Below are 19502 nucleotides of genomic sequence, written 5' to 3' on the forward strand. Positions count from 1 at the left end.
ATGACGCAAACAAACATTCATGAACATCGAATTCTTATTTTAGATTTTGGTTCGCAATACACTCAATTAATTGCCCGTCGTATTCGTGAAATTGGCGTCTATTGCGAAGTAGAACCCTGGGATATTGATGCCAAGAGTGTCGCAGACTTTGGCGCAAAAGGTATTATTTTGTCGGGCGGCCCCGAAACCGTTACCGGTGACGATGCACCGGTTGCGCCCGAGATTGTCTTTAACTTGGGTGTGCCGGTGTTGGGGATTTGTTATGGTATGCAAACCATGGCCGAACAGTTGGGCGGCAAGGTAATTAATGCCGACGAACACGAATATGGCTATGCGCAAGTGCGCGCTCACGGCCACACTGCGTTTTTAACAGACATTGAAGACAGCGTGACCCCAGAAGGGTTTGGCATGTTGGATGTATGGATGTCGCACGGTGATCGCGTGGATTTAATGCCCGAAGGTTTTAAATTAATGGCCAGTACGCCCAATTGCCCCATTGCGGGGATGGCCAATGAAAGCAAACATTTTTATGGTATTCAATTTCACCCAGAAGTGACCCACACCAAACAAGGTCAACGCATGATTGAGCGTTTTGTGGTGGAGTTGTGTGGCTGCGATAAAAACTGGACCACCGAAAACATCATCGAAGACAGCATCAAGCGCGTGCGTGAGCAAGTAGGAACCGATCAGGTGATGCTTGGTTTGTCGGGCGGGGTTGATTCTTCGGTGGTGGCGGCGTTATTGCACAAAGCCATTGGCGATCAACTGACTTGTGTGTTTGTTGATCACGGTTTGTTGCGTCATAAAGAGGGCGATCAAGTTATGGCCATGTTTGCACAAAACATGGGCATAAAAGTGATTCGCGCTGACGTAGAGCAACGCTTTATGGACGCGTTGGCTGGCGAGGTTGATCCTGAGCAAAAACGTAAAATTATTGGTCGTGAATTTATTACTGTATTTGATGCGGAATCGGCCAAGTTAAAAGGGGTTAAATGGTTGGCACAAGGCACTATTTACCCCGACGTAATTGAATCAGCCGGCTCTAAAACCGGTAAAGCCAAAGTCATTAAATCGCATCACAATGTGGGTGGTTTGCCCGAAGACATGCAAATGTCGTTAATTGAACCGTTGCGTGAGCTGTTTAAAGACGAAGTGCGTAAATTGGGTGTGGCCTTAGGCTTGCCTTACGACATGGTGTACCGCCATCCGTTTCCAGGACCAGGCCTGGGCGTGCGCATTTTGGGCGAAGTTAAAAAAGAGTTCGCCGATATTTTACGTTTGGCTGACCATATTTTTATTCAAGAGTTGGTTAAGTGGGATTTATACAATAAAACCTCGCAAGCCTTTACGGTGTTTTTGCCGGTAAAATCGGTGGGCGTGGTCGGCGACGCGCGTCGTTACGATTACGTGGTGGCGCTGCGTGCGGTAGAAACCATCGACTTTATGACCGCGCGCTGGGCGCATTTGCCGTATGAGTTTTTAGAACATGTTTCGGGACGAATTATTAATGAAATTCCAAGAATTTCCCGCGTAACTTACGATATTTCGAGCAAGCCGCCGGCAACAATTGAGTGGGAATAATCACCAGGCCTGGTGATTTGACCATGCAGTGATGTGATGCATTAACGTTTAAAATAAGGCTTTCAACTGAAAGCCTTTTTTATTTGCGAGTACCGGTTTTTATAAGGTTTTATAGGGTCTTAAGAGTTTTAAGAGTATGTCATTATTAGACACAAATAGGTCTTCAAGATTGCCAACGGTCTGTCCGGCGGATTTATCCCAACAGCAACAAGATGAATTTTGGATGCAAAAAGCCTATGAATTGGCAAATCGTTCGCAAGCGCAGGGCGAAGTGCCGGTGGGTGCTGTTGTGGTGCTTAACAACACCTTAATTGCCGAAGGCTGGAATCAGTCCATTACTTTAAACGACCCCACCGCCCACGCCGAAGTGATGGCGCTTAAACAAGCCGGTGATGTTGTGCAAAACTATCGTTTAATTGAAACCACCCTGTACGTTACTTTAGAGCCGTGTCCAATGTGCGCGGGTGCCATGGTGCATGCGCGCGTTAAACGATTGGTGTTTGGTGCAGCCGACTTAAAAACCGGTGCGGCCGGTTCAGTGTTTAATTTATTGACTCACAGCGCGCTCAATCATCAGGTTGAGATTACCGGCGGTGTGGCGCAGGCACAATGCAGCGCTCAGTTAAGCGCCTTTTTTAAAAGCCGACGCGCACACCATAAGCAACAGCGTGCGCAATTAAAAGAAAATTCATGTGAATGAAGCTTGCTAGGCTGAGTAAACAATGCGAATATACTTTAAACAAAAAATAGGATTTTAATTAAGGGCTAAACTTTTGTTTGGTTTTTAAGATGATTCCGCTTAATTAAAGATGCGTAATAGTAAACTATGCAAAAAAGTGTTGACCCTGCCGAAGGCATAACCACCATTAAAATCCTTCCCGGTGAGTTTTATGTCACCAAGCTCGAAGAACGAATTGAAACCGTATTGGGTTCGTGTATTTCGGCTTGCGTACGCGACCCAATTGCCGGCGTAGGAGGAATGAATCATTTTATGTTGCCGGTAGATAAAAATTCTAAAAGCCCTTCTGCGTTGTCGGGTGCTAATCGCTATGGTAACTACGCGATGGAAAACCTGGTTAACGCACTATTAAGCGCCGGCGCAAAACGTGAGCGCCTAGAGTTTAAACTGTTTGGTGGTGGACGTATTATGAGTTCGATGACCAACGTAGGTTGGTATAATATTGGCTTTGCGTTTGATTATGTGTATACCGAAGGCTTTAAAGTGGTGTCGCAAGACATTGGTGATATTTACCCCCGTAAAGTGTTGTACTATCCGTTAACTGGGCGGGTAAGAGTAAGGCGATTAAATGCGATGCACAATGAATCCTTAGTGGACGAAGAAAATCGCTATATGACTAATATTGAATCTAAGCCTGTTGAAGGCGACGTAGAACTTTTTTAAGGACAATTATTATGGATATGATGGAAACGTTTCGCCTAACTTACTTAGAAGAGAGTTTTGAAGGGTTAGATGTCATGGAAAATGGCCTTTTAGAGCTTCCGCCAGGCGTGCCTGATAATGAAAAAATAAACGAAATTTTTAGAGCCGCTCACTCAATAAAAGGCGGCAGTGGTACGTTTGGATTTAGCGAGATTGCTGGCTTTACTCACGTTTTAGAAACCTTGCTAGACGAAATGCGCGATGGCCGTCGCGACGTTACCCAAGATTCGATTGATGCCATGCTCGCCGCAGTGGACGTATTGCGTGACATGCTGACGAAGTTGCAAAACCGTAATCCTATTGATGAGGTTAAAGCAGGTATTGTCCAACGCCGTTTAGAAACTATTTTAGGTGGACATCAAGCCGGTGTAGAGCATAAAGAAACTAATGCCAATGACGCTGGTGGCTCAGAAGGGAACTGGAATATTCAAATTGTGCCCGAAAAAGGCTTATTGCAAACCGGTAACGAGCCAATTCGTATTTTTAGAGAACTTGAAACGCTAGGCGATTTAACGGTGACAGCGGATTGGGTAGATTTGCCTGATCCTTCTTTATTTGAACCTGAATCACTTTATTTGAAGTGGAATTTAACATTGTCTGGAAACGATTTAAAAACAGATGATATTGCAGAAGTTTTTGAATGGATTAATGGGGATGGTGCGCAAATTACCATTACTGGCTCGGAAACCGCGGCAGTTCAAGCGCAAAACACTGAAGTCATCACAAAAAGCCCAATGCCAAACACAGAGCCTAAGGCCGCCCTTAATGCTGAACCTAAGGCTGAAGCAAAAGTAGACGCAAAGGTTGAGAGCAAGTTGGATGTTAAGTCCAGTGCTGATACTACCAATAAAGGCAATAAACAGCCTGAAGGTTCTATCCGTGTTGATTTGTTTAAAATAGATCAGATGGTCAATTTGGTTGGTGAGTTGGTTATCACTCAATCGATGCTGAGCCAGTTTGGTGAGCACGCTGAACAAGGTATGGCCGACGGAAATACCGACTGGATTGATAAGCTTAAAGAGGGGTTAACGCATTTAGAGCGCCACACCCGCGAGTTGCAAGAATCGGTAATGAATATTCGTATGTTGCCAGTGAGCTTTGCCTTTAACCGCATGCCTCGCATTGTGCATGACGTAAGTCAAAAATTGGGCAAACAAATTGATTTGGTGATGGAAGGTGAAGGCACTGAGCTGGATAAAACCATGCTAGAGCAACTTACCGACCCATTGGTGCATATCGTGCGTAATTCGATTGACCACGGCATAGAAAGCCCTGCAGTTCGTGCGGCCGCTGGTAAACCTGAGATGGGTACGGTCAAAATGGCTGCGTTTCATCAGGGTGGTAATATTCTTATTCAAATTACCGACGACGGTGCCGGCATTAATCACGAGCGCATTGCCGCCAAGGCCATTGAGAAAGGGGTGATTGAGGCCGATCATAATATGTCACGTGAAGAGATTATTGACCTAATTTTTCACCCTGGATTTTCAACCGCCGATGTGGTCAGTGACATTTCGGGGCGTGGCGTGGGCATGGACGTAGTGCGTCGCAATATTCGTGGCTTGGGTGGGTCGGTAGACGTTAAGACCACCGTTGGTGTCGGCAGCGTATTTACCATTCGCTTACCGTTAACGTTGGCTATTTTGGACGGACAATTATGTTCGGTTGGCAGTCAAACTTATGTGTTCCCACTGGTGTCTATTATTGAATCAATTCAAGTAGATAAGTCGCTTATTAAAGTGATTGCTGGTGAAACTGAATTGTATAAATTACGTGATACCTATATTCCTGTCATTCGATTGCACAAAAAGTTGGGCGTAGACGATGCACAAGAAGATTTAGCCAATGGTTTGTTAGTGGTGGTTGAAGACGGCGGACAGCGCGCAGGCGTGTTTGTAGACGATTTGTTGGGGCAGCAGCAAGTAGTTATTAAAAGTTTAGAAAATAATTTTATGAAAATCAAAGGAATTGCTGGGGCAACAATATTGGGTGATGGTACGGTATCCCTTATTTTAGATGTGTCGGAAACCGTTTTAAGTCATCGAGGCGGCGTGCATTCGCACTCTCACGCGGCCTAAATACCCAATTATAGTAAGAGGATAATATGTCAGATCAACAAGCCAATTACACACTAGGCTCAAGAGAAGTACAGCAAACTATATTGATCTTAAATTTGTCGGTTGCACAAATCGATTTATCTATTACCGAAGGTGATAACTCGGTCAATACATTGATTGATTCGTTTACTTTTATGTCCAAGCATATTGAGGGCATTCAAGCGGCTAGTCAGCAAATTGTCGATATGTCAACCGAATCGGATGAGATACAAGCGCACAACAATCTGTTGCTAAGTGAAGCGTGCGAGCTGTCCGCCAAAATGCAACAGGCTGTGATTGCGTTCCAATTTTACGACAAACTCAGTCAGCGTTTAGGGCATGTTTCTCACGGGCTATCTGGCTTGGCTGAAATTGTGTCACACGAAATGCGGGTTAAAAATGCCGAAGAGTGGGAGGAATTTAAAGCCAATGTAAGAAAAGGTACTACCATGCGTGAAGAAGAAGAGCTGTTTGAGCTTATTTTTGACCAGCATGTACCCACCAATGAAGCCATTGAAATTATGAAAGGTCGAATGCTAAAACGTATGCATGAACAGTCTGAAGAGGAAGAAGATATTGAGTTTTTTTAAATCTTAATTTTTTAGACAATAAAGTTATCGTTTTAAAAAGCCCCAATTGGGGCTTTTTAATGTCTACCCCTTTCATAAAATCACATAGGGCGTGGCAACGTTTAAGGTTTTTTTAAAAGTGCTTTTAGCTTTTTTACACCTTAGGTGCTTGAAAAAAACATCCTCAGTCCTTATTGATTGGGCTTAAAACAATTAACCAGGCCTGGTGTAAAGACAATGCAAATGCACATTGTGTATTTAAACGCCGTACCTCAAAGCCGCAAACTCAATAGGGAGAAAATTTTATGAGTACACCCGAAACCCATGTGTTTCAAACCGAAGTAAAGCAATTATTAAAATTAATGATTCACGCTTTGTATTCAAACAAAGAGATTTTTTTACGCGAGTTGGTGTCTAACGCCTCGGACGCGCTGGACAAGTTGCGCTTTGAAGCCGTGTCTGACGACGCACTCACCGAAGGCGAAGAAGAGCTGTTTGTTCAAATTGAATTTGATAAAGACGCGCGCACCATTACCATCACCGACAACGGAATTGGGATGACGCGCGATGAAGTGATTGCCAATATTGGTACGATTGCCAATTCGGGTACAAAAAAATTCTTAGAAAAAATGAGCGGTGACCAAGCCAAAGACTCCAATTTAATTGGTCAGTTTGGGGTCGGTTTTTACGCCTCGTTTATTGTCGCCGACCAAGTGGTACTGATTACCCGTAAAGCCGGAAGCGCTGTGACGGAAGCCACTAAATGGGTGTCGCAAGGCGAAGGTGACTTTACGTTAGAAACCGTTGAGAAAGCGCAAAAGGGCACGCAAATTGTGTTGCACCTAAAAACTGAGATGGACGAGTTTTTAGACGAGCACCGTTTAAAGCAAATTGTCACCACCTATTCGGATCACATTAACTTTCCCATTAAAATGCTTAAAAGCGAATGGGATGCCGACGCCAAAGAGATGAAATCCACCGGCGAATTTGAGCAAGTCAACAAAGCCACTGCGCTCTGGACTCAGCCCAAATCGGAGTTGACCGACGAAGAGTACACCAATTTTTACCAAACCATTTCGCACGACTTTAACGTCCCGTTGGCGCACATGCACAACAAGGTAGAAGGCACGCTTGAATACACCTCTTTGTTGTACATTCCCAAACAAGCGCCGTTTGATTTATACGACCGCGACCGTCGTTACGGTCTAAAGTTGTATGTAAAACGCGTGTTTATTATGGACGACGCCGAACAACTCATGCCCACCTACATGCGCTTTGTGCGCGGGGTGATTGATTCAGCCGACTTGCCGCTGAACGTATCGCGTGAAATTTTACAAAGCAACAAAGTGGTTGATAAAATTCGCGCCGCGTCGGTAAAACGAGTGTTGGATCAGTTGGCCAAAATGTCCAGCGCCGAAGACCAAACCGACTACACCACTTTTTGGGATCAATTTGGTCAGGTGTTAAAAGAAGGTGTGGTAGAAGACTTTGCCAACAAAGACAAAGTGGCTAAATTATTGCGTTTTGCCTCGACCAGCAATGAAAGCTCGGCCGAACAACGCGTGTCGTTGGCACAGTACGTTGATCGCATGAAACCTGAACAAACCGCCATTTACTTCATTACCGCCGATACGTTTGCGGCCGCAAAAGGCAGTCCGCACCTAGAAATGTTCCGTAAAAAAGACATTGAAGTGTTGCTGTTGTCCGATCGTATTGACGAGTGGTTGGTGTCGCATTTAACCGAGTTTGAAGGAAAAACCTTAAAATCGATTACTTCGGCCGATCTAAGCGAGTTTGCAGCGGACGCCGAAAAAGATTTAACCGAAGAGACTAAACAAGCGCGCGAAGCCTTAACCGATAAGGTTAAGAATGCGTTAGCGGACATAGTGTCAGACGTTAAAATCACCCACCGTTTAACCGATTCACCGGCGTGTGTGGTGAGTGCGGCGGGCGAAATGTCGGCGCACATGGCGCGAATGATGGAACAAATGGGGCAGGCGTTTCCCAAGCAAAAACCGGTGTTGGAGTTAAACCCAGAACACGCGTTAGTAAAACAGTTAGAACGTTTGGACGACGCCGATAAGCTTAAAGAGTGGTCACTGTTTCTGCTAGAGCAAGCCCAGTTGGCCGAAGGCGATTCGTTAGCCGAACCTGCTGAGTTTATTAAACGCATGAACAAATTATTAAGCCAAATGTTGTAACGACACGTAGGCTTTAACAGGTTTTAACACGCTAAATGCGTTTTAAACAAGCCCCGCGTATTTGACCAGGCCTGGTCAAGTCCGTGGGGCTTTTATTAAGCTCTGTGATTAACTTCTGTGCAGGAAGTTTGTGTTTATGGCAAAATACGCCCAAATTTCAAATCTTTAACTCTTATTAATGATGAATATAATGATGAAGCGAACCACGCTTTGTTAAACGTCGTTAAACCTAACCGCTAGGACAATACATTGATTTCAACAGCAAATATCACCATGCAATTTGGTGAAAAACCTCTTTTTGAAGACATCTCGGTTAAATTTGGCGAAGGCCGACGCTACGGTTTAATTGGCGCGAACGGTTGCGGCAAGTCAACCTTTATGAAAATTTTAGGCGGCGATTTAGTGCCCACCTCGGGCACCGTGTCCGTTGACGAAAACGAGCGTTTGGGTAAATTAAAACAAGACCAGTTTGCTTACGAACAGTACAGCGTGGTCGACACCGTTATTATGGGACAACCCGAATTGTGGGAGGTAAAACAAGAACGTGATCGGATTTATTCATTGCCCGAAATGTCCGAAGAGGACGGCATGAAAGTCGCCGATTTAGAAGTTAAGTTTGGTGAAATGGACGGTTACACCGCCGAATCACGCGCCGGAGAATTGCTGCTGGGATTAGAAATTCCAGTTGAGCAACACTACGGTTTAATGAGCGAAGTCGCGCCAGGCTGGAAACTGCGTGTGCTGTTGGCGCAAGCGTTGTTTGCCGACCCAGAAATTTTGTTGTTAGACGAACCCACCAACAACTTGGACATTAACACCATTCGTTGGTTAGAAACCGTGTTAAACGACCGCAAAAGTACCATGGTTATTATTTCGCACGACAGACACTTTTTAAACAGCGTGTGCACGCACATGGCCGATTTAGACTATGGCGAACTGCGTGTATACCCTGGTAATTACGACGAATACATGACCGCCGCCACCTTGGTGCGCGACCAGTTATTGTCGGACAATGCCAAAAAGCAGACGCAAATTAATGAGCTTAAAAGCTTTGTAAGCCGTTTTTCGGCCAACGCCTCAAAAGCCAAGCAAGCCACGTCACGCGCCAAGCAGATTGATAAAATTCAGTTGTCTGAAGTCAAAGCCTCAAGCCGCGTTAACCCGTTTATTCGCTTTGAGCAAGACAAAAAACTGTTTCGTTTGGCGCTTGAAGTTGAAAAACTCTCTAAAGTGTTTACAGACAACGCCGGTCAAGACAATCTCATTTTTAAAAATGTTAACTTAAGTCTAGAAGTCGCCGAGCGCATTGCCATTTTGGGTGCCAACGGGATTGGTAAATCGACCTTTTTAAAATGTTTAGTGGGCGACACCGAGCTGACCTCGGGAACGGTAAAATGGTCTGAAAACGTTAAAATTGGCTACTACGCGCAAGATCACGCCGCCGATTTTGAAGAAGACATGACGTTGCTCGATTGGATGTCACAATGGAAACAAGAAGGCGACGACGAACAAGCGTTACGTGCCGTATTGGGACGTTTATTGTTTTCGCAAAAAGAGATTGGCAAGTCGGTCAAGGTGTTAAGCGGGGGCGAGCAAGGTCGCATGCTGTTTGGTAAGTTAATGCTGCAAAAACCCAACGTCTTAATTATGGACGAACCCACTAACCACTTAGACATGGAGTCGATTGAGTCGCTTAACCAAGCCTTAGTGGACTATCCCGGAACGCTGATTTTTGTCTCACACGACCGTGAATTTGTTTCGTCCATTGCCACGCGCTTGCTGCTAATGAGCGAAAAAGGCATTGAAGATTACCACGGTAACTACGAGTCGTATTTAGAAGCGATGGCAAAGTAAGTTTTCTTTTTTACGCTGACTTTCTTAAAAGCCCACCCTTGAGTGGGCTTTTGTTTAAATTGCTGTCTGTTTTATGACATTGAAAGTATTAAAAACCCCCGACCTTAAAGGAGTGCCTATGCAATTAAAACCGTCCGAACTTATCGACAATCGTTTGTCGGCTGTGCTGATTAGCCTGCTTAAAGGTGTGGTGTATCGCGATGAGCATGAGACGTTGTGGCAGGATTTAATCCATTTTCAGATACCGGTGAGTGATTATTTAAAGGTGTTGGGGTTGGAGTTAAAGCTGTTTGACGCGGACGGTTATGCTTGGTTGGTACATCAATTGCCGTCCGATGAAACAGGAGTGAGCTTGCCGCGCCTAGTTTCTCGCCGACCATTGTCGTTTGCGCTGAGTGTGTTGTTAACCCTGCTGCGTAAGCGTTTATTGGAGTTTGATGCGCTGGGGAATGACTCGCGGTTGGTGTTGAGTTTTACAGAAATTCAACAAGAGATGCAGTCGTTTTTACCCGCGAGCAGTAATGAAGCTAAGCAAGTGGATCAGCTGCAAACCCATATTAATAAAGTTGTTGAATTGGGGTTTTTAAAAAAGCTCAAGCTGACTTACGACGGCGCACCGCAGGTCTACGAAGTGCGTCGTATTATCGCCGGATTTATTGACAGCCAATGGCTTGACCAATTGCAACAACGTATGGGTGAGTACCAAGCTTATGCCCAAGGGACGCAATCATGAATGCTTTTCAGGATACGCTATTGGATTTTGCCGAGGATAACACGCTGGCCGGGTTTCGGTTGCATCGTCTGGAAGTGTTTAATTGGGGTACATTTCACAACAAGGTCTATACGCTCAATCTTAATGGTCAGAACTCCTTGCTCACCGGCGACATTGGCTCGGGTAAATCGACTTTAGTGGACGCCGTGACCACTTTGTTGGTGCCAGCCCATCGCATTGCCTATAACAAAGCGGCGGGGGCGGACGCTAAAGAGCGTTCGTTGCGCTCGTATGTTATGGGGTATTTCCGTTCGACACGGGGCGATTTGGGATCAAAACAAGAAGCGCTGCGGGATGCCAATCAATATTCAGTGATTTTGGGCGTTTTTTACAATGAAGGTTATGATCAGTGGGTCACGATTGCCCAGGTCTTTTGGGTAAAAGAGGGTGAAAATCAGCCAGCAAAGTTTTTTGTGGTGGCCGATCGGGTGCTCAGTATTGTCGAAGATTTTTCCAATTTCGGTAAGGACATGAATGCGTTGCGCAAGCGTTTGCGTGACAGTCGGTTGGTTGAGTTGTTTGATCGTTACAAAGAGTACGCCGGCGGTTTTCGCAAACGCTTTGGCTTAAAAAACGAGCAAGCGTTGGAGCTGTTTCATCAAACCGTGTCGATGAAGCAGGTGGGCAATTTAACCGAGTTTGTGCGTGAACACATGCTTGAAGAGAGTCAGGCGGCGCAAAAGGTTGAAGCACTGATACACCATTTTGATGATTTAAATAAGGCGCATCAACTGGTGCTCAAAGCCAAACATCAAGTCAGTTTATTGCAACCGATGGTCGCCGACGGTCAGCGTTACGATGGTCTGCAAACTGAACAAGCCCATTGGGAGACGATGCGTGAAGGCTTGGAAGGTTTTTTTGCCGAGCAGAAAATCGTGCTGTTGCAAAAGCGTGAGCAGGGTTTTCAAACCGATTTAACGCGCACTCAAGCGCAGGTTAGCCAGCTTAAAGGCGATAAACAAGATCAACAAACACGACGCGATGAGCTAAAGCAAGCGATTAGCGCTCAAGGCGGCGATCGCTTAGCGGCGTTGCAAAAGGCGATTTTTGAAGCGCACGCCAGTAAACAAAAGTGCCACGGTAAAGCAGAGGAATATCAACGCTTTTTGGCACAAGTGGACTTGGCAATACCCCAAGATGGCGTTGCGTTTGCGCAAACGCGCACGGACATTATTCAGGCCGCTGAGCACGTCGAGCTGCAACAGCTTGAACTTGAAAATCAGCAACAAGATTTAGCCTTTGAGTTTCGTGATCAGCGCCAACTTCACGATGAGTTGGATGCGCAAATTCAGTCGTTAAAAAAGCGCAAAAACAATATTGACGATGCACAAATTCAGATTCGTAACGCGTTGTGTCAGGCATTAGCTGTGGATGAAAGCGACATGCCGTTTGTGGGTGAATTAGTGCAAGTCCGAGAAGAAGACCAGGCCTGGGAAGGCGCGATAGAGCGGATTTTGCATAACTTTGCCTTGTCGTTATTGGTGCCAGAACGGTATTACGCACAGGTCTCTGAATGGGTGGAGCAAACGCATTTAAAAGGGCGTTTGGTGTATTACCGTGTTAAAGAGACCGTTTCACCAGGCCTGGTCACATTGCATGCGCAATCGTTGGTGCGCAAATTGTCGATTAAGCCCGACAGCGCGTTTTATGATTATTTGCAAGTGCAGTTAGCCAAGCGGTTTGATTATGCATGTTGCGGGTCTTTGGCCGAGTTTAGGCGAGAAAAGCAAGCGGTGACGTTGCAAGGGCAAGTTAAATCCGGCGATCAACGGCACGAAAAAGACGACCGGCGTGCGCTGAACGATCGACGATTTTATGTTCTTGGCTGGTCAAACCAAGACAAGATTGCGGCGCTGGAGACGCAAGCCGCCCAGTTGCAAACGGCTTTGGTTCATCAGGCACAGACATTGGAACAGGTTAAACAGCGCATAGCGGTGCTAAAACAAAAACTGACTGCGTTGACCAGACTGGGTCAGTACCAAGATTTTGAAGAGTTGAATTGGCAAAAATGGGTGAGTCTGCTGGATAAACTTTTAGCCGAAAAAGCCGAGTTGGAAGCCAGTCACGATCAATTAAAACTCTTACAACGCCAGCTTGAAATCTTAGAAACAGAGATTCGCCAAACCGAAGACAGTTTGAGCCAGCGTGACCGCGAATTGGGCGAGATTAACTCAAAGCTTGAAGCCCTTGCCAACGATTTAAAGCACGCGCAAGCGCTGTTGGCGCAGCAAAATCAACTTGGACGTTTTGATCTTACATTGCGCGACGCGCTCAACCAAGCGCAAACGCAATGGGATTTGCATGCGCAACGGGTGGAAAGCATCGAACCGCGCCAAAGCGACATGCGTCTAAAAATTCAAGCGGAAATCAATAATTTCAGAGGCAAGCTGGAGCGATTGCAAGGTAATTTAGTCAAGCAGATTAACGATTTTTGCCATGCGTATCCGGCTGAAACCAAAGACTTTTCGGCGGATATACCAGGCCTGGTAGAGTTTGAAAGTTTGCTTAATCAATTAATGGCAGACGATTTACCGCGTTTTGAAGCGCGTTTTAAAGAGCAACTCAATCAAAATACTATTAACCAGATTTCGCATTTTAAGGTTCAGCTCAAACAAGCACAACTAGAAATCAAAGAGCGCATCGAAAAAATTAATCAATCCTTGGCCGATATTGATTACAACCCAGGGCGTTTTATTCGTTTGGAAGTCGCGCCAAATTTGGATGCGGAAATTAAGGCCTTTTATCAAGAGTTGGAGACCTGTGTTGAAAATACCATGACCGGTTCGCAAGATGATCAGTACAGCGAAGCCAAGTTTTTGCAGGTAAAGGCGTTGGTTGACCGTTTTGCGGGACGCGAAGGTTTGGTGGACTTTGATAAAAAATGGACCACCAAAGTGACCGATGTGCGCAATTATTATCAGTTTTCGGCCTCAGAACGTTATCGTGAAGACGACACCGAACACGAACACTACAGCGATTCGGCGGGTAAATCCGGTGGACAAAAAGAAAAACTCGCCTACACCGTATTGGCGGCCAGTTTGGCGTATCAATTTGGGTTAGAGTGGGGTGAGGTTAAATCGCGTAGTTTCCGCTTTGTGGTGATTGACGAGGCGTTTGGACGTGGGTCGGATGAGTCGGCGCGTTTTGGTTTAGACTTGTTTAAGCAGTTAAATTTGCAGTTGTTAATCGTCACGCCAAAGCAAAAAATTCATGTCATTGAGCCGTATATTGCCAATGTGGGGTTTGTCACCAATCGTGACGGTCGCGAATCGCAATTACGAAATCTCACAATTGAAGAGCATTTGGAACAGAAAGCAAAATTCCAAAATTTACAGTCTAAAATTAAGCTTTAATCTCATATTTTTTATAGGAAAGTGCGATGACAATAAAAGAAAGCCAAGACATCCGCTGGATACAACGTTTTGATAACTTTAAACGTGCTTTAAAGCAACTCGACAATGCGGTTACCCTCAAAAGCCAGCGTGATTTATCTGAATTGGAAGAACAAGGTATGATCCAGGCGTTTGAATATAACTATGAGTTAGTTTGGAATGTCATAAAAGATTTTTACGAGTACCAAGGTGAATTGAGCATTCAAGGTAGTCGGGATGCTTTTCGCTTGGCATTTAAACGTGGCTTAATTCAGGATGAGAAAGTTTGGTTTGATATGATTAAAAGCCGTGCTTTAAGCGTACACACCCATAATGAAGAAACGTCATTAAAGTTAGTTGCGGATATTGAAGCCAAATACTACCCTGCTTTTTGTCAGTTAAAGCAAGATCTTGAAAATTATCAGCTCGAAAAGGCAGCACTGTGACAGAAGAACGCAAATATGGTCTACGCTTGAAAGTCATTGAGGCGATTCAATCGGTGTTTGCAACATTTCCCGAAATTGAAACGGCGATCCTTTATGGCTCGCGCGCCAAGGGCAATTACAAAAATGGCTCAGACATTGATTTAACGCTCAAGCTTATGCCTGGCATTGAGCCATCGTTGTCATTGCTGTTTGCGGTTGAAGAGGCGCTCGATAACTTAGATTTAATCTATACCATTGATTTATCGTTGTTGAGTCATATCGACAACCTAAGTTTAATTGACCACATTCAACGGGTCGGTCAGGTGTTTTATCAGGCTGAAAACGCGCGTAATGACTCCGCTCACTGACCTAAAAGCCAAACTCGCTAAGCGTTGGCTGTCGCATTATTTGCCCGATAGCTTAGGCAACCCATCGGCGTGTTTTCCGTTGCGCTTGGGTTTAAACCCGCCCACCGACAAACAAATTTTGCAGGATTTTGCCGCCGTCAAACATTGGGTGCAAAGCTATGCACAACTCGAAAGTCCGTCGTTTGAGATTGAGTGGGTAAGCAAGCGCACCAGCTTGGGTAAAAACGATTTTCCGCAGGCGATTGTGTTTCAAGGCATTGAAAATTTGGCAAAGTTTCTGAATAAAACAGCCGAGTTAATGCTTTATAAACGTCTTTCTAATCAATTGATGGACAGGTTTTCATCGCTCAAAATCTTTTGTCAAAAACAACCCGCACAGGTTTTGGCCTATGACCAGGCCTGGTCATCGTTATTGGTGTTTATGCAGTGGCGCTTAGCGCACCCCAATCCACAGCTTTATTTACGCCAAGTGCCCTTAGTGGCGTTTGACAGTAAGTTTTTGGAAGCGCATAAGGCGGTTTTGGCCGAGTGTTTGGATTTGGTTTTACCGCCGCAACAGATTCAATCCGAGTTTAATGGGGTAAGACATTTCTGTGCGCGCTATGGTTTTTTAGACCATGCGGAACAATTGCAAGCACGGCTATTAGACCCTAATGAAACCTTGCAGGGTTTTAAAACGCTTAGCGCACCGTTTAGCGAATGGCGCAGTTTTCAACCGCACGCACTGGGCATTAAACAGGTGTTTATTACCGAAAATAAAGTTAATTTTTTGGCGTTCCCAAACGTCAGCCACAGCCTTATTTTATTTGGCAAGGGGTTTGGGTTTGAGCACTGGCAACAACTCAGTTGGCTAAAAAACCTGCCCATATTTTATTGGGGCGATCTGGATACTCATGGCTTTGCGATATTAAATCAGTTGCGCCATGTTTGGCCGCACACGCAAAGCCTGCTTATGGACGAAGCCACCTTGTTGGCACATTCAGCGCTTTGGGGACAAGAACTGAAACCCACGCGCGCCGCTCTAACGGCCTTAAACCCAACAGAACAAACGCTGTATCAACAATTGATAAACCATCATTGGGGCAAGCAAGTTCGGCTTGAACAAGAGCGCATCTCTTATGAATGGCTGCAACACGCTTTATTTACCTTGTGAGACCTTTGCACGAGTGGATGTACGGCCAAAAATGGTTAAAATTTTCCTGCTTTTCGTTGGAAAACTTGTGAATAGCCCGCTATTCACTGCGTTTCCCGCCTCAATCAGGAAAATTTTTCCGCATTTTTTTCTCGTACCCCACTCGTGCAAAGGTCTCATTGTCTAAAAATCACGATTAAATCAGTAACAATACATTTTTGAGAAAAGCACCATGGATTACTCTTATTTAGTTAAATTGCGCCAAAGTCATCCCGCTTGGCGTTTGATGCGAGCCGATAACGCGCCTTTAATCGTGAGTTTCTTGCATCAAGCTTTTATTGTGCCCAATTTGCGCAGCGTTAAGCAGACCGAGCTGATTTTGATGCTCGACGATTTTTTGTACCACTTGCGTTTAAGCGAAGGCGAGAGCAGTTTTCCTAAATCGCCCCATCAATACCTTGACGATTGGGCGCACAACGACAAAGGGTGGTTACGCAAATTTTATCCAATGCATTCTGATGAAGCGGCGTTTGATTTAACGCCTGGAACTGAGAAAGCCATTGGTTGGTTGGCGGCGCTGAATCAAGCCAGTTTTGTAGGCACCGAATCCCGTCTGTTAATGCTGTTTGATCTTCTTAAGCAAATGGTAACCGGTTCGCAGACCGACGCCCAATTGCGCCTGCACGAGTTACAACAACGCAAAGCGCAAATTGAAGTTGAAATGCAGGCGATTCAGCGTGGGGACTTTGAAGTTATGGATGAAACCGCGCTTAAAGATCGGTTTTTGCAGTTTTCGCATGTGGCGCGAGAGCTGTTGGGCGATTTTCGCCAGGTTGAGCAAAACTTTCGTGAACTGGATCAGTCTGTGCGTGAAAAAATTGCGGCGTGGGAGGGTGGTAAGGGCGCATTATTAGAAACGGTGTTTGGCGAGCAAGATGCCATCAGTGACTCCGATCAGGGAAAAAGTTTTCGTGCCTTTTGGGATTTTTTAATGTCCACTCAAAGCCAAGATGAATTTACCCAGAGATTAGACACTGTATTTGAGTTGCAAGCCATTCAAAGCCTGCAACCCGATAAAACGCTTAAAAAAATTCACTACGATTGGCTTGAAGCCGGAGAACAAACTCAACGTGTGGTGTCGCGTTTATCACAACAATTACGCCGATTTTTAGACAACCAGGCGTATCTTGAAAATAAGCATCTAATGCACAAGATAGAAGGCGTATTGCGTCAATCCATTCAACTCAAACCGTGGTTGCCTAGTGCGCCGCTGAGCGGTGAATTTGCTGGATTTATGACACTTGATTTGCCTAAATATGAGATTGATTTACCGATGGAGCGTGCGCTTTTTACCGTGCCGTTGGTGCAAAACTTTGCCGGCCATGTTGAGGCCGATGACGGTCAGGATGTGAACGTTGATGGGTTATTTGATCAAGTGTTTATTGACGAATTAGCACTTAAAAACCAAATCGAACGTTTGTTGCAAGTTCAAGAACAAGTAAACCTGCCTCAGGTTTTGCACGTGCATCCGCTTAATTTTGGCGTGGCCGAGCTGGTTGGTTATTTGTCGATTGCCAGTCAAAATGACAGCGAAGGGCGTTTTTATGGCGTGATTGACGAGGCTCAACAAGACCTTATTCAATGGCAAGACAGTAACGGCCAACCTCGCCAGGCCTGGTTACCGCGTGTAATTTACAGTCGAATTCAGGCAAACCTTGTGCAGTGAATTGGTTTGGCTGTAAAATTTTTCCATTTTTAGATGTTATTCAATTAACGCTTTGCGTATACTACGCCGATGGAAAACTCTCATACTCTTAACGGTCAACAGACCGCACTTTTTAAAGCCTTAAAAAGCATTCTTAAACCTTTAGTGGCCATGTTATTGCGCCAAGGTGTGACGTTTACCGCGCTTACTGACTTGCTTAAAATCACTTATGTTGAAGTGGCCGATAGCCAGTTTAAATTGGCGGGCAAAGCGCAAACCGATAGCCGAATCAGCGTGCTAACGGGTGTGCATCGTAAAGAGGTTAAACGCATTCGTGAATTGGCCGAAGAGTCGATGCAACCTAAAGAGAAAAAAGCCAGTTTAAGTGCGCAATTAATGGCTACATGGTTAGGGCAATCAGCGTATTTGCTTGCTAATGGCCAACCCAAACCCTTGTTGCGTTTGCAAAACAGTGAAGACGTCTCATTTGAAAGCTTAGTGCGTTGCGTGACGCGCGATGTGCATCCACGCTCGATATTGGATGAATGGTTGCATCAAGGCGTGGCGGCTTTAGACGCGCAAGACCGTGTGGTATTGCAGCAAACCGGCTACGTGCCCGACCACGATTTTGAAGAAAAACTGTTTTTTACGGGCAAAAATATTGGTGATCACCTGAGTGCGGTGGCTCATAACCTAGCGCCAGCAACGCTCTTGGGGCAAACGCCCGCGATGTTTGACCGCGCGGTGTATTACAACGATTTATCGGCCGAATCGGTGCAGGCACTTGAAGTGTTTGCCAAGCAAGAGTCAACCAAACTGCTGACCCAAGTCAATAAAATGGCCAGTCAATTGCAAGGCCAGAGCCAAGGTCAAGCGCCATCGCAATCGGGTTACGCCATGCATTTTGGCGCCTATTTTTATCACGATTTAACACCTATTCCCACACCCATTCCAGCCCCCATCATTGCGGCCGATTCGGCCGAATCATCGCCGGTTTAATCGAGACGTTTATGCCCATGTTGTCGTACATGTTGTTGTCGTATTTAAAGCCTTTTGGCACACCGCGTTTTAGTCCACTTTTTGTCGGGCTTACGCTGTTGTTTGTGTTGAGTCTTTCGGGGTGTGAAACCTTGCAAACGCCAGCCGAGCCGTTGGTGAAGCCTCCGCATAGTGCGCCAGTCCCCGCGCAAACAGCAGAGCGAACCCAGCTGGCGCGCTTGGATACCGGTTCTGGATTTGGCGGCACGGGTCACAGCGCGGCATTAGACAGTGGGTTTGGCGGTACAGGTCGCACGTCCAGCGGATTTGGTGGCACGGGTGTGGTCGGGGTTATAACCGATTTTGGCAGTATTTGGGTAAATGGCATTGAAGTTGGCTTGGGGCAACAAACCCGAGTGCTGAGTAACGTGTCTAAGCAGGTGTTACAGGTAAGCGATTTGTATGTGGGTCAGCAGGTCTGGTTTGAAACGCACTCCAGTCAACGCGCCACCACCACCGATACTGTGCACATTTTTTACCCGATTGCCGGAAAAGTTTTGGCAATAAAACCGTTAAAGAGCAAAACCTTATTGGTTATTGGTGAGCACAGTGTGTGGGTGGACGACAAAACTCGTTTTACCATGCCCGATGGTGTGCAAGTAGGCGATTATGTGATGGTGTCGGGCACCCCCAATCTTTCGCGCACTACGCCCAACAGTTGGACTGCGACATTACTGACGTTAAACCCAGGAAAGATTACGCATTACCAGTCAGAGCCTGCGTTGCATTTTAGCGCCAAAGTTAAGCGTTTGGTGCTGCAAACTCCGTGGTTGTATTTGCAGCAAACTCAAAAAGGCGTCTTGGATAAACTGGGTGAAGTACCTGCCTCATTGGACGGCACAACCGAGCCTAAAGATGTTGATGGTTTGAAACCCGTGCGCGTGATTAACTCTGAACGAGCGATTCAACAAGGGTTAGAGCGATAAAACACACCCGGAATTATGAACTT

The 19502-nt window shown here is 45.7% G+C and carries 15 protein-coding genes; all 15 read left to right on the forward strand.

What is annotated here, in order from left to right:
- The 15 genes from guaA to EP181_RS03225 all read left to right on the forward strand — a co-directional run bounded on the left by guaA (position 1) and on the right by EP181_RS03225 (position 19479).
- Positions 1-1581, forward strand: coding sequence for a glutamine-hydrolyzing GMP synthase (gene guaA / locus EP181_RS03155; protein WP_127471750.1), 1581 nt, complete (start codon positions 1-3; stop codon positions 1579-1581).
- Positions 1582-1717: 136 nt separating this feature from the next.
- Positions 1718-2281, forward strand: coding sequence for a tRNA adenosine(34) deaminase TadA (gene tadA / locus EP181_RS03160; RefSeq protein WP_127470368.1), 564 nt, complete (start codon positions 1718-1720; stop codon positions 2279-2281).
- Between the two features lie 126 nt (positions 2282-2407).
- Positions 2408-2983 (forward strand): chemoreceptor glutamine deamidase CheD, encoded by a 576-nt coding sequence (gene cheD, locus EP181_RS03165; RefSeq protein ID WP_127470369.1) that lies wholly within the window; start codon positions 2408-2410, stop codon positions 2981-2983.
- 11 nt (positions 2984-2994) lie between these two features.
- On the forward strand, positions 2995-5100 hold the full coding sequence (locus tag EP181_RS03170) for a chemotaxis protein CheA (protein ID WP_127470370.1): 2106 nt from the start codon (positions 2995-2997) through the stop codon (positions 5098-5100).
- Positions 5101-5126: 26 nt separating this feature from the next.
- Positions 5127-5708 carry a hypothetical protein gene (locus tag EP181_RS03175; protein WP_127470371.1) on the forward strand — a complete coding sequence of 194 codons (582 nt, stop codon included), beginning with the start codon at positions 5127-5129 and terminating at the stop codon, positions 5706-5708.
- 284 nt (positions 5709-5992) lie between these two features.
- Entirely contained in the window at positions 5993-7888 is a 1896-nt protein-coding gene (gene htpG, locus EP181_RS03180) for a molecular chaperone HtpG (protein WP_127470372.1), read from the forward strand.
- 249 nt (positions 7889-8137) lie between these two features.
- Positions 8138-9742 (forward strand): ABC-F family ATPase, encoded by a 1605-nt coding sequence (locus tag EP181_RS03185; RefSeq protein WP_127470373.1) that lies wholly within the window; start codon positions 8138-8140, stop codon positions 9740-9742.
- Between the two features lie 118 nt (positions 9743-9860).
- On the forward strand, positions 9861-10475 hold the full coding sequence (locus tag EP181_RS03190) for a DUF4194 domain-containing protein (protein WP_127470374.1): 615 nt from the start codon (positions 9861-9863) through the stop codon (positions 10473-10475).
- Positions 10472-13867 (forward strand): ATP-binding protein, encoded by a 3396-nt coding sequence (locus EP181_RS03195; protein WP_127470375.1) that lies wholly within the window; start codon positions 10472-10474, stop codon positions 13865-13867. Before EP181_RS03190 ends, EP181_RS03195 begins: the two co-directional genes overlap by 4 nt.
- 26 nt (positions 13868-13893) lie before the next feature.
- Positions 13894-14331 (forward strand): nucleotidyltransferase substrate binding protein, encoded by a 438-nt coding sequence (locus tag EP181_RS03200; RefSeq protein WP_127470376.1) that lies wholly within the window; start codon positions 13894-13896, stop codon positions 14329-14331.
- Positions 14328-14678, forward strand: a complete 351-nt coding sequence (locus EP181_RS03205) for a nucleotidyltransferase domain-containing protein (protein ID WP_127470377.1) — start codon at positions 14328-14330, stop codon at positions 14676-14678. Before EP181_RS03200 ends, EP181_RS03205 begins: the two co-directional genes overlap by 4 nt.
- Entirely contained in the window at positions 14662-15831 is a 1170-nt protein-coding gene (locus tag EP181_RS03210) for a Wadjet anti-phage system protein JetD domain-containing protein (RefSeq protein ID WP_127470378.1), read from the forward strand. The genes EP181_RS03205 and EP181_RS03210 overlap by 17 nt, the downstream gene beginning before the upstream one ends.
- Positions 15832-16042: 211 nt before the next feature.
- Positions 16043-17536, forward strand: coding sequence for a DUF3375 domain-containing protein (locus tag EP181_RS03215; protein WP_127470379.1), 1494 nt, complete (start codon positions 16043-16045; stop codon positions 17534-17536).
- Between the two features lie 69 nt (positions 17537-17605).
- Positions 17606-18514: a DUF6502 family protein gene (locus EP181_RS03220; RefSeq protein ID WP_194073983.1), complete on the forward strand. Its 909-nt coding sequence runs from the start codon at positions 17606-17608 to the stop codon at positions 18512-18514.
- An 11-nt stretch (positions 18515-18525) separates the two neighbouring features.
- Positions 18526-19479, forward strand: a complete 954-nt coding sequence (locus EP181_RS03225; protein WP_127470380.1) for a hypothetical protein — start codon at positions 18526-18528, stop codon at positions 19477-19479.
- Positions 19480-19502: the final 23 nt, after the last annotated feature.

The sequence above is a fragment of the Thiomicrorhabdus aquaedulcis genome, from assembly GCF_004001325.1.
Lineage (GTDB): Bacteria > Pseudomonadota > Gammaproteobacteria > Thiomicrospirales > Thiomicrospiraceae > Thiomicrorhabdus > Thiomicrorhabdus aquaedulcis.

Bases quoted from the DNA above. Each gene is read 5' to 3' on its own strand.
- tadA (WP_127470368.1), top strand. From the start codon at position 1,718: ATGTCATTATTAGACACAAATAGGTCTTCAAGATTGCCAACGGTCTGT.
- EP181_RS03200 (WP_127470376.1), top strand. From the start codon at position 13,894: ATGACAATAAAAGAAAGCCAAGACATCCGCTGGATACAACGTTTTGAT.
- EP181_RS03195 (WP_127470375.1), top strand. From the start codon at position 10,472: ATGAATGCTTTTCAGGATACGCTATTGGATTTTGCCGAGGATAACACG.
- htpG (WP_127470372.1), top strand. From the start codon at position 5,993: ATGAGTACACCCGAAACCCATGTGTTTCAAACCGAAGTAAAGCAATTA.
- cheD (WP_127470369.1), top strand. From the start codon at position 2,408: ATGCAAAAAAGTGTTGACCCTGCCGAAGGCATAACCACCATTAAAATC.
- EP181_RS03215 (WP_127470379.1), top strand. From the start codon at position 16,043: ATGGATTACTCTTATTTAGTTAAATTGCGCCAAAGTCATCCCGCTTGG.
- guaA (WP_127471750.1), top strand. From the start codon at position 1: ATGACGCAAACAAACATTCATGAACATCGAATTCTTATTTTAGATTTT.
- EP181_RS03190 (WP_127470374.1), top strand. From the start codon at position 9,861: ATGCAATTAAAACCGTCCGAACTTATCGACAATCGTTTGTCGGCTGTG.
- EP181_RS03220 (WP_194073983.1), top strand. From the start codon at position 17,606: ATGGAAAACTCTCATACTCTTAACGGTCAACAGACCGCACTTTTTAAA.
- EP181_RS03210 (WP_127470378.1), top strand. From the start codon at position 14,662: ATGACTCCGCTCACTGACCTAAAAGCCAAACTCGCTAAGCGTTGGCTG.
- EP181_RS03225 (WP_127470380.1), top strand. From the start codon at position 18,526: ATGCCCATGTTGTCGTACATGTTGTTGTCGTATTTAAAGCCTTTTGGC.
- EP181_RS03170 (WP_127470370.1), top strand. From the start codon at position 2,995: ATGGATATGATGGAAACGTTTCGCCTAACTTACTTAGAAGAGAGTTTT.
- EP181_RS03175 (WP_127470371.1), top strand. From the start codon at position 5,127: ATGTCAGATCAACAAGCCAATTACACACTAGGCTCAAGAGAAGTACAG.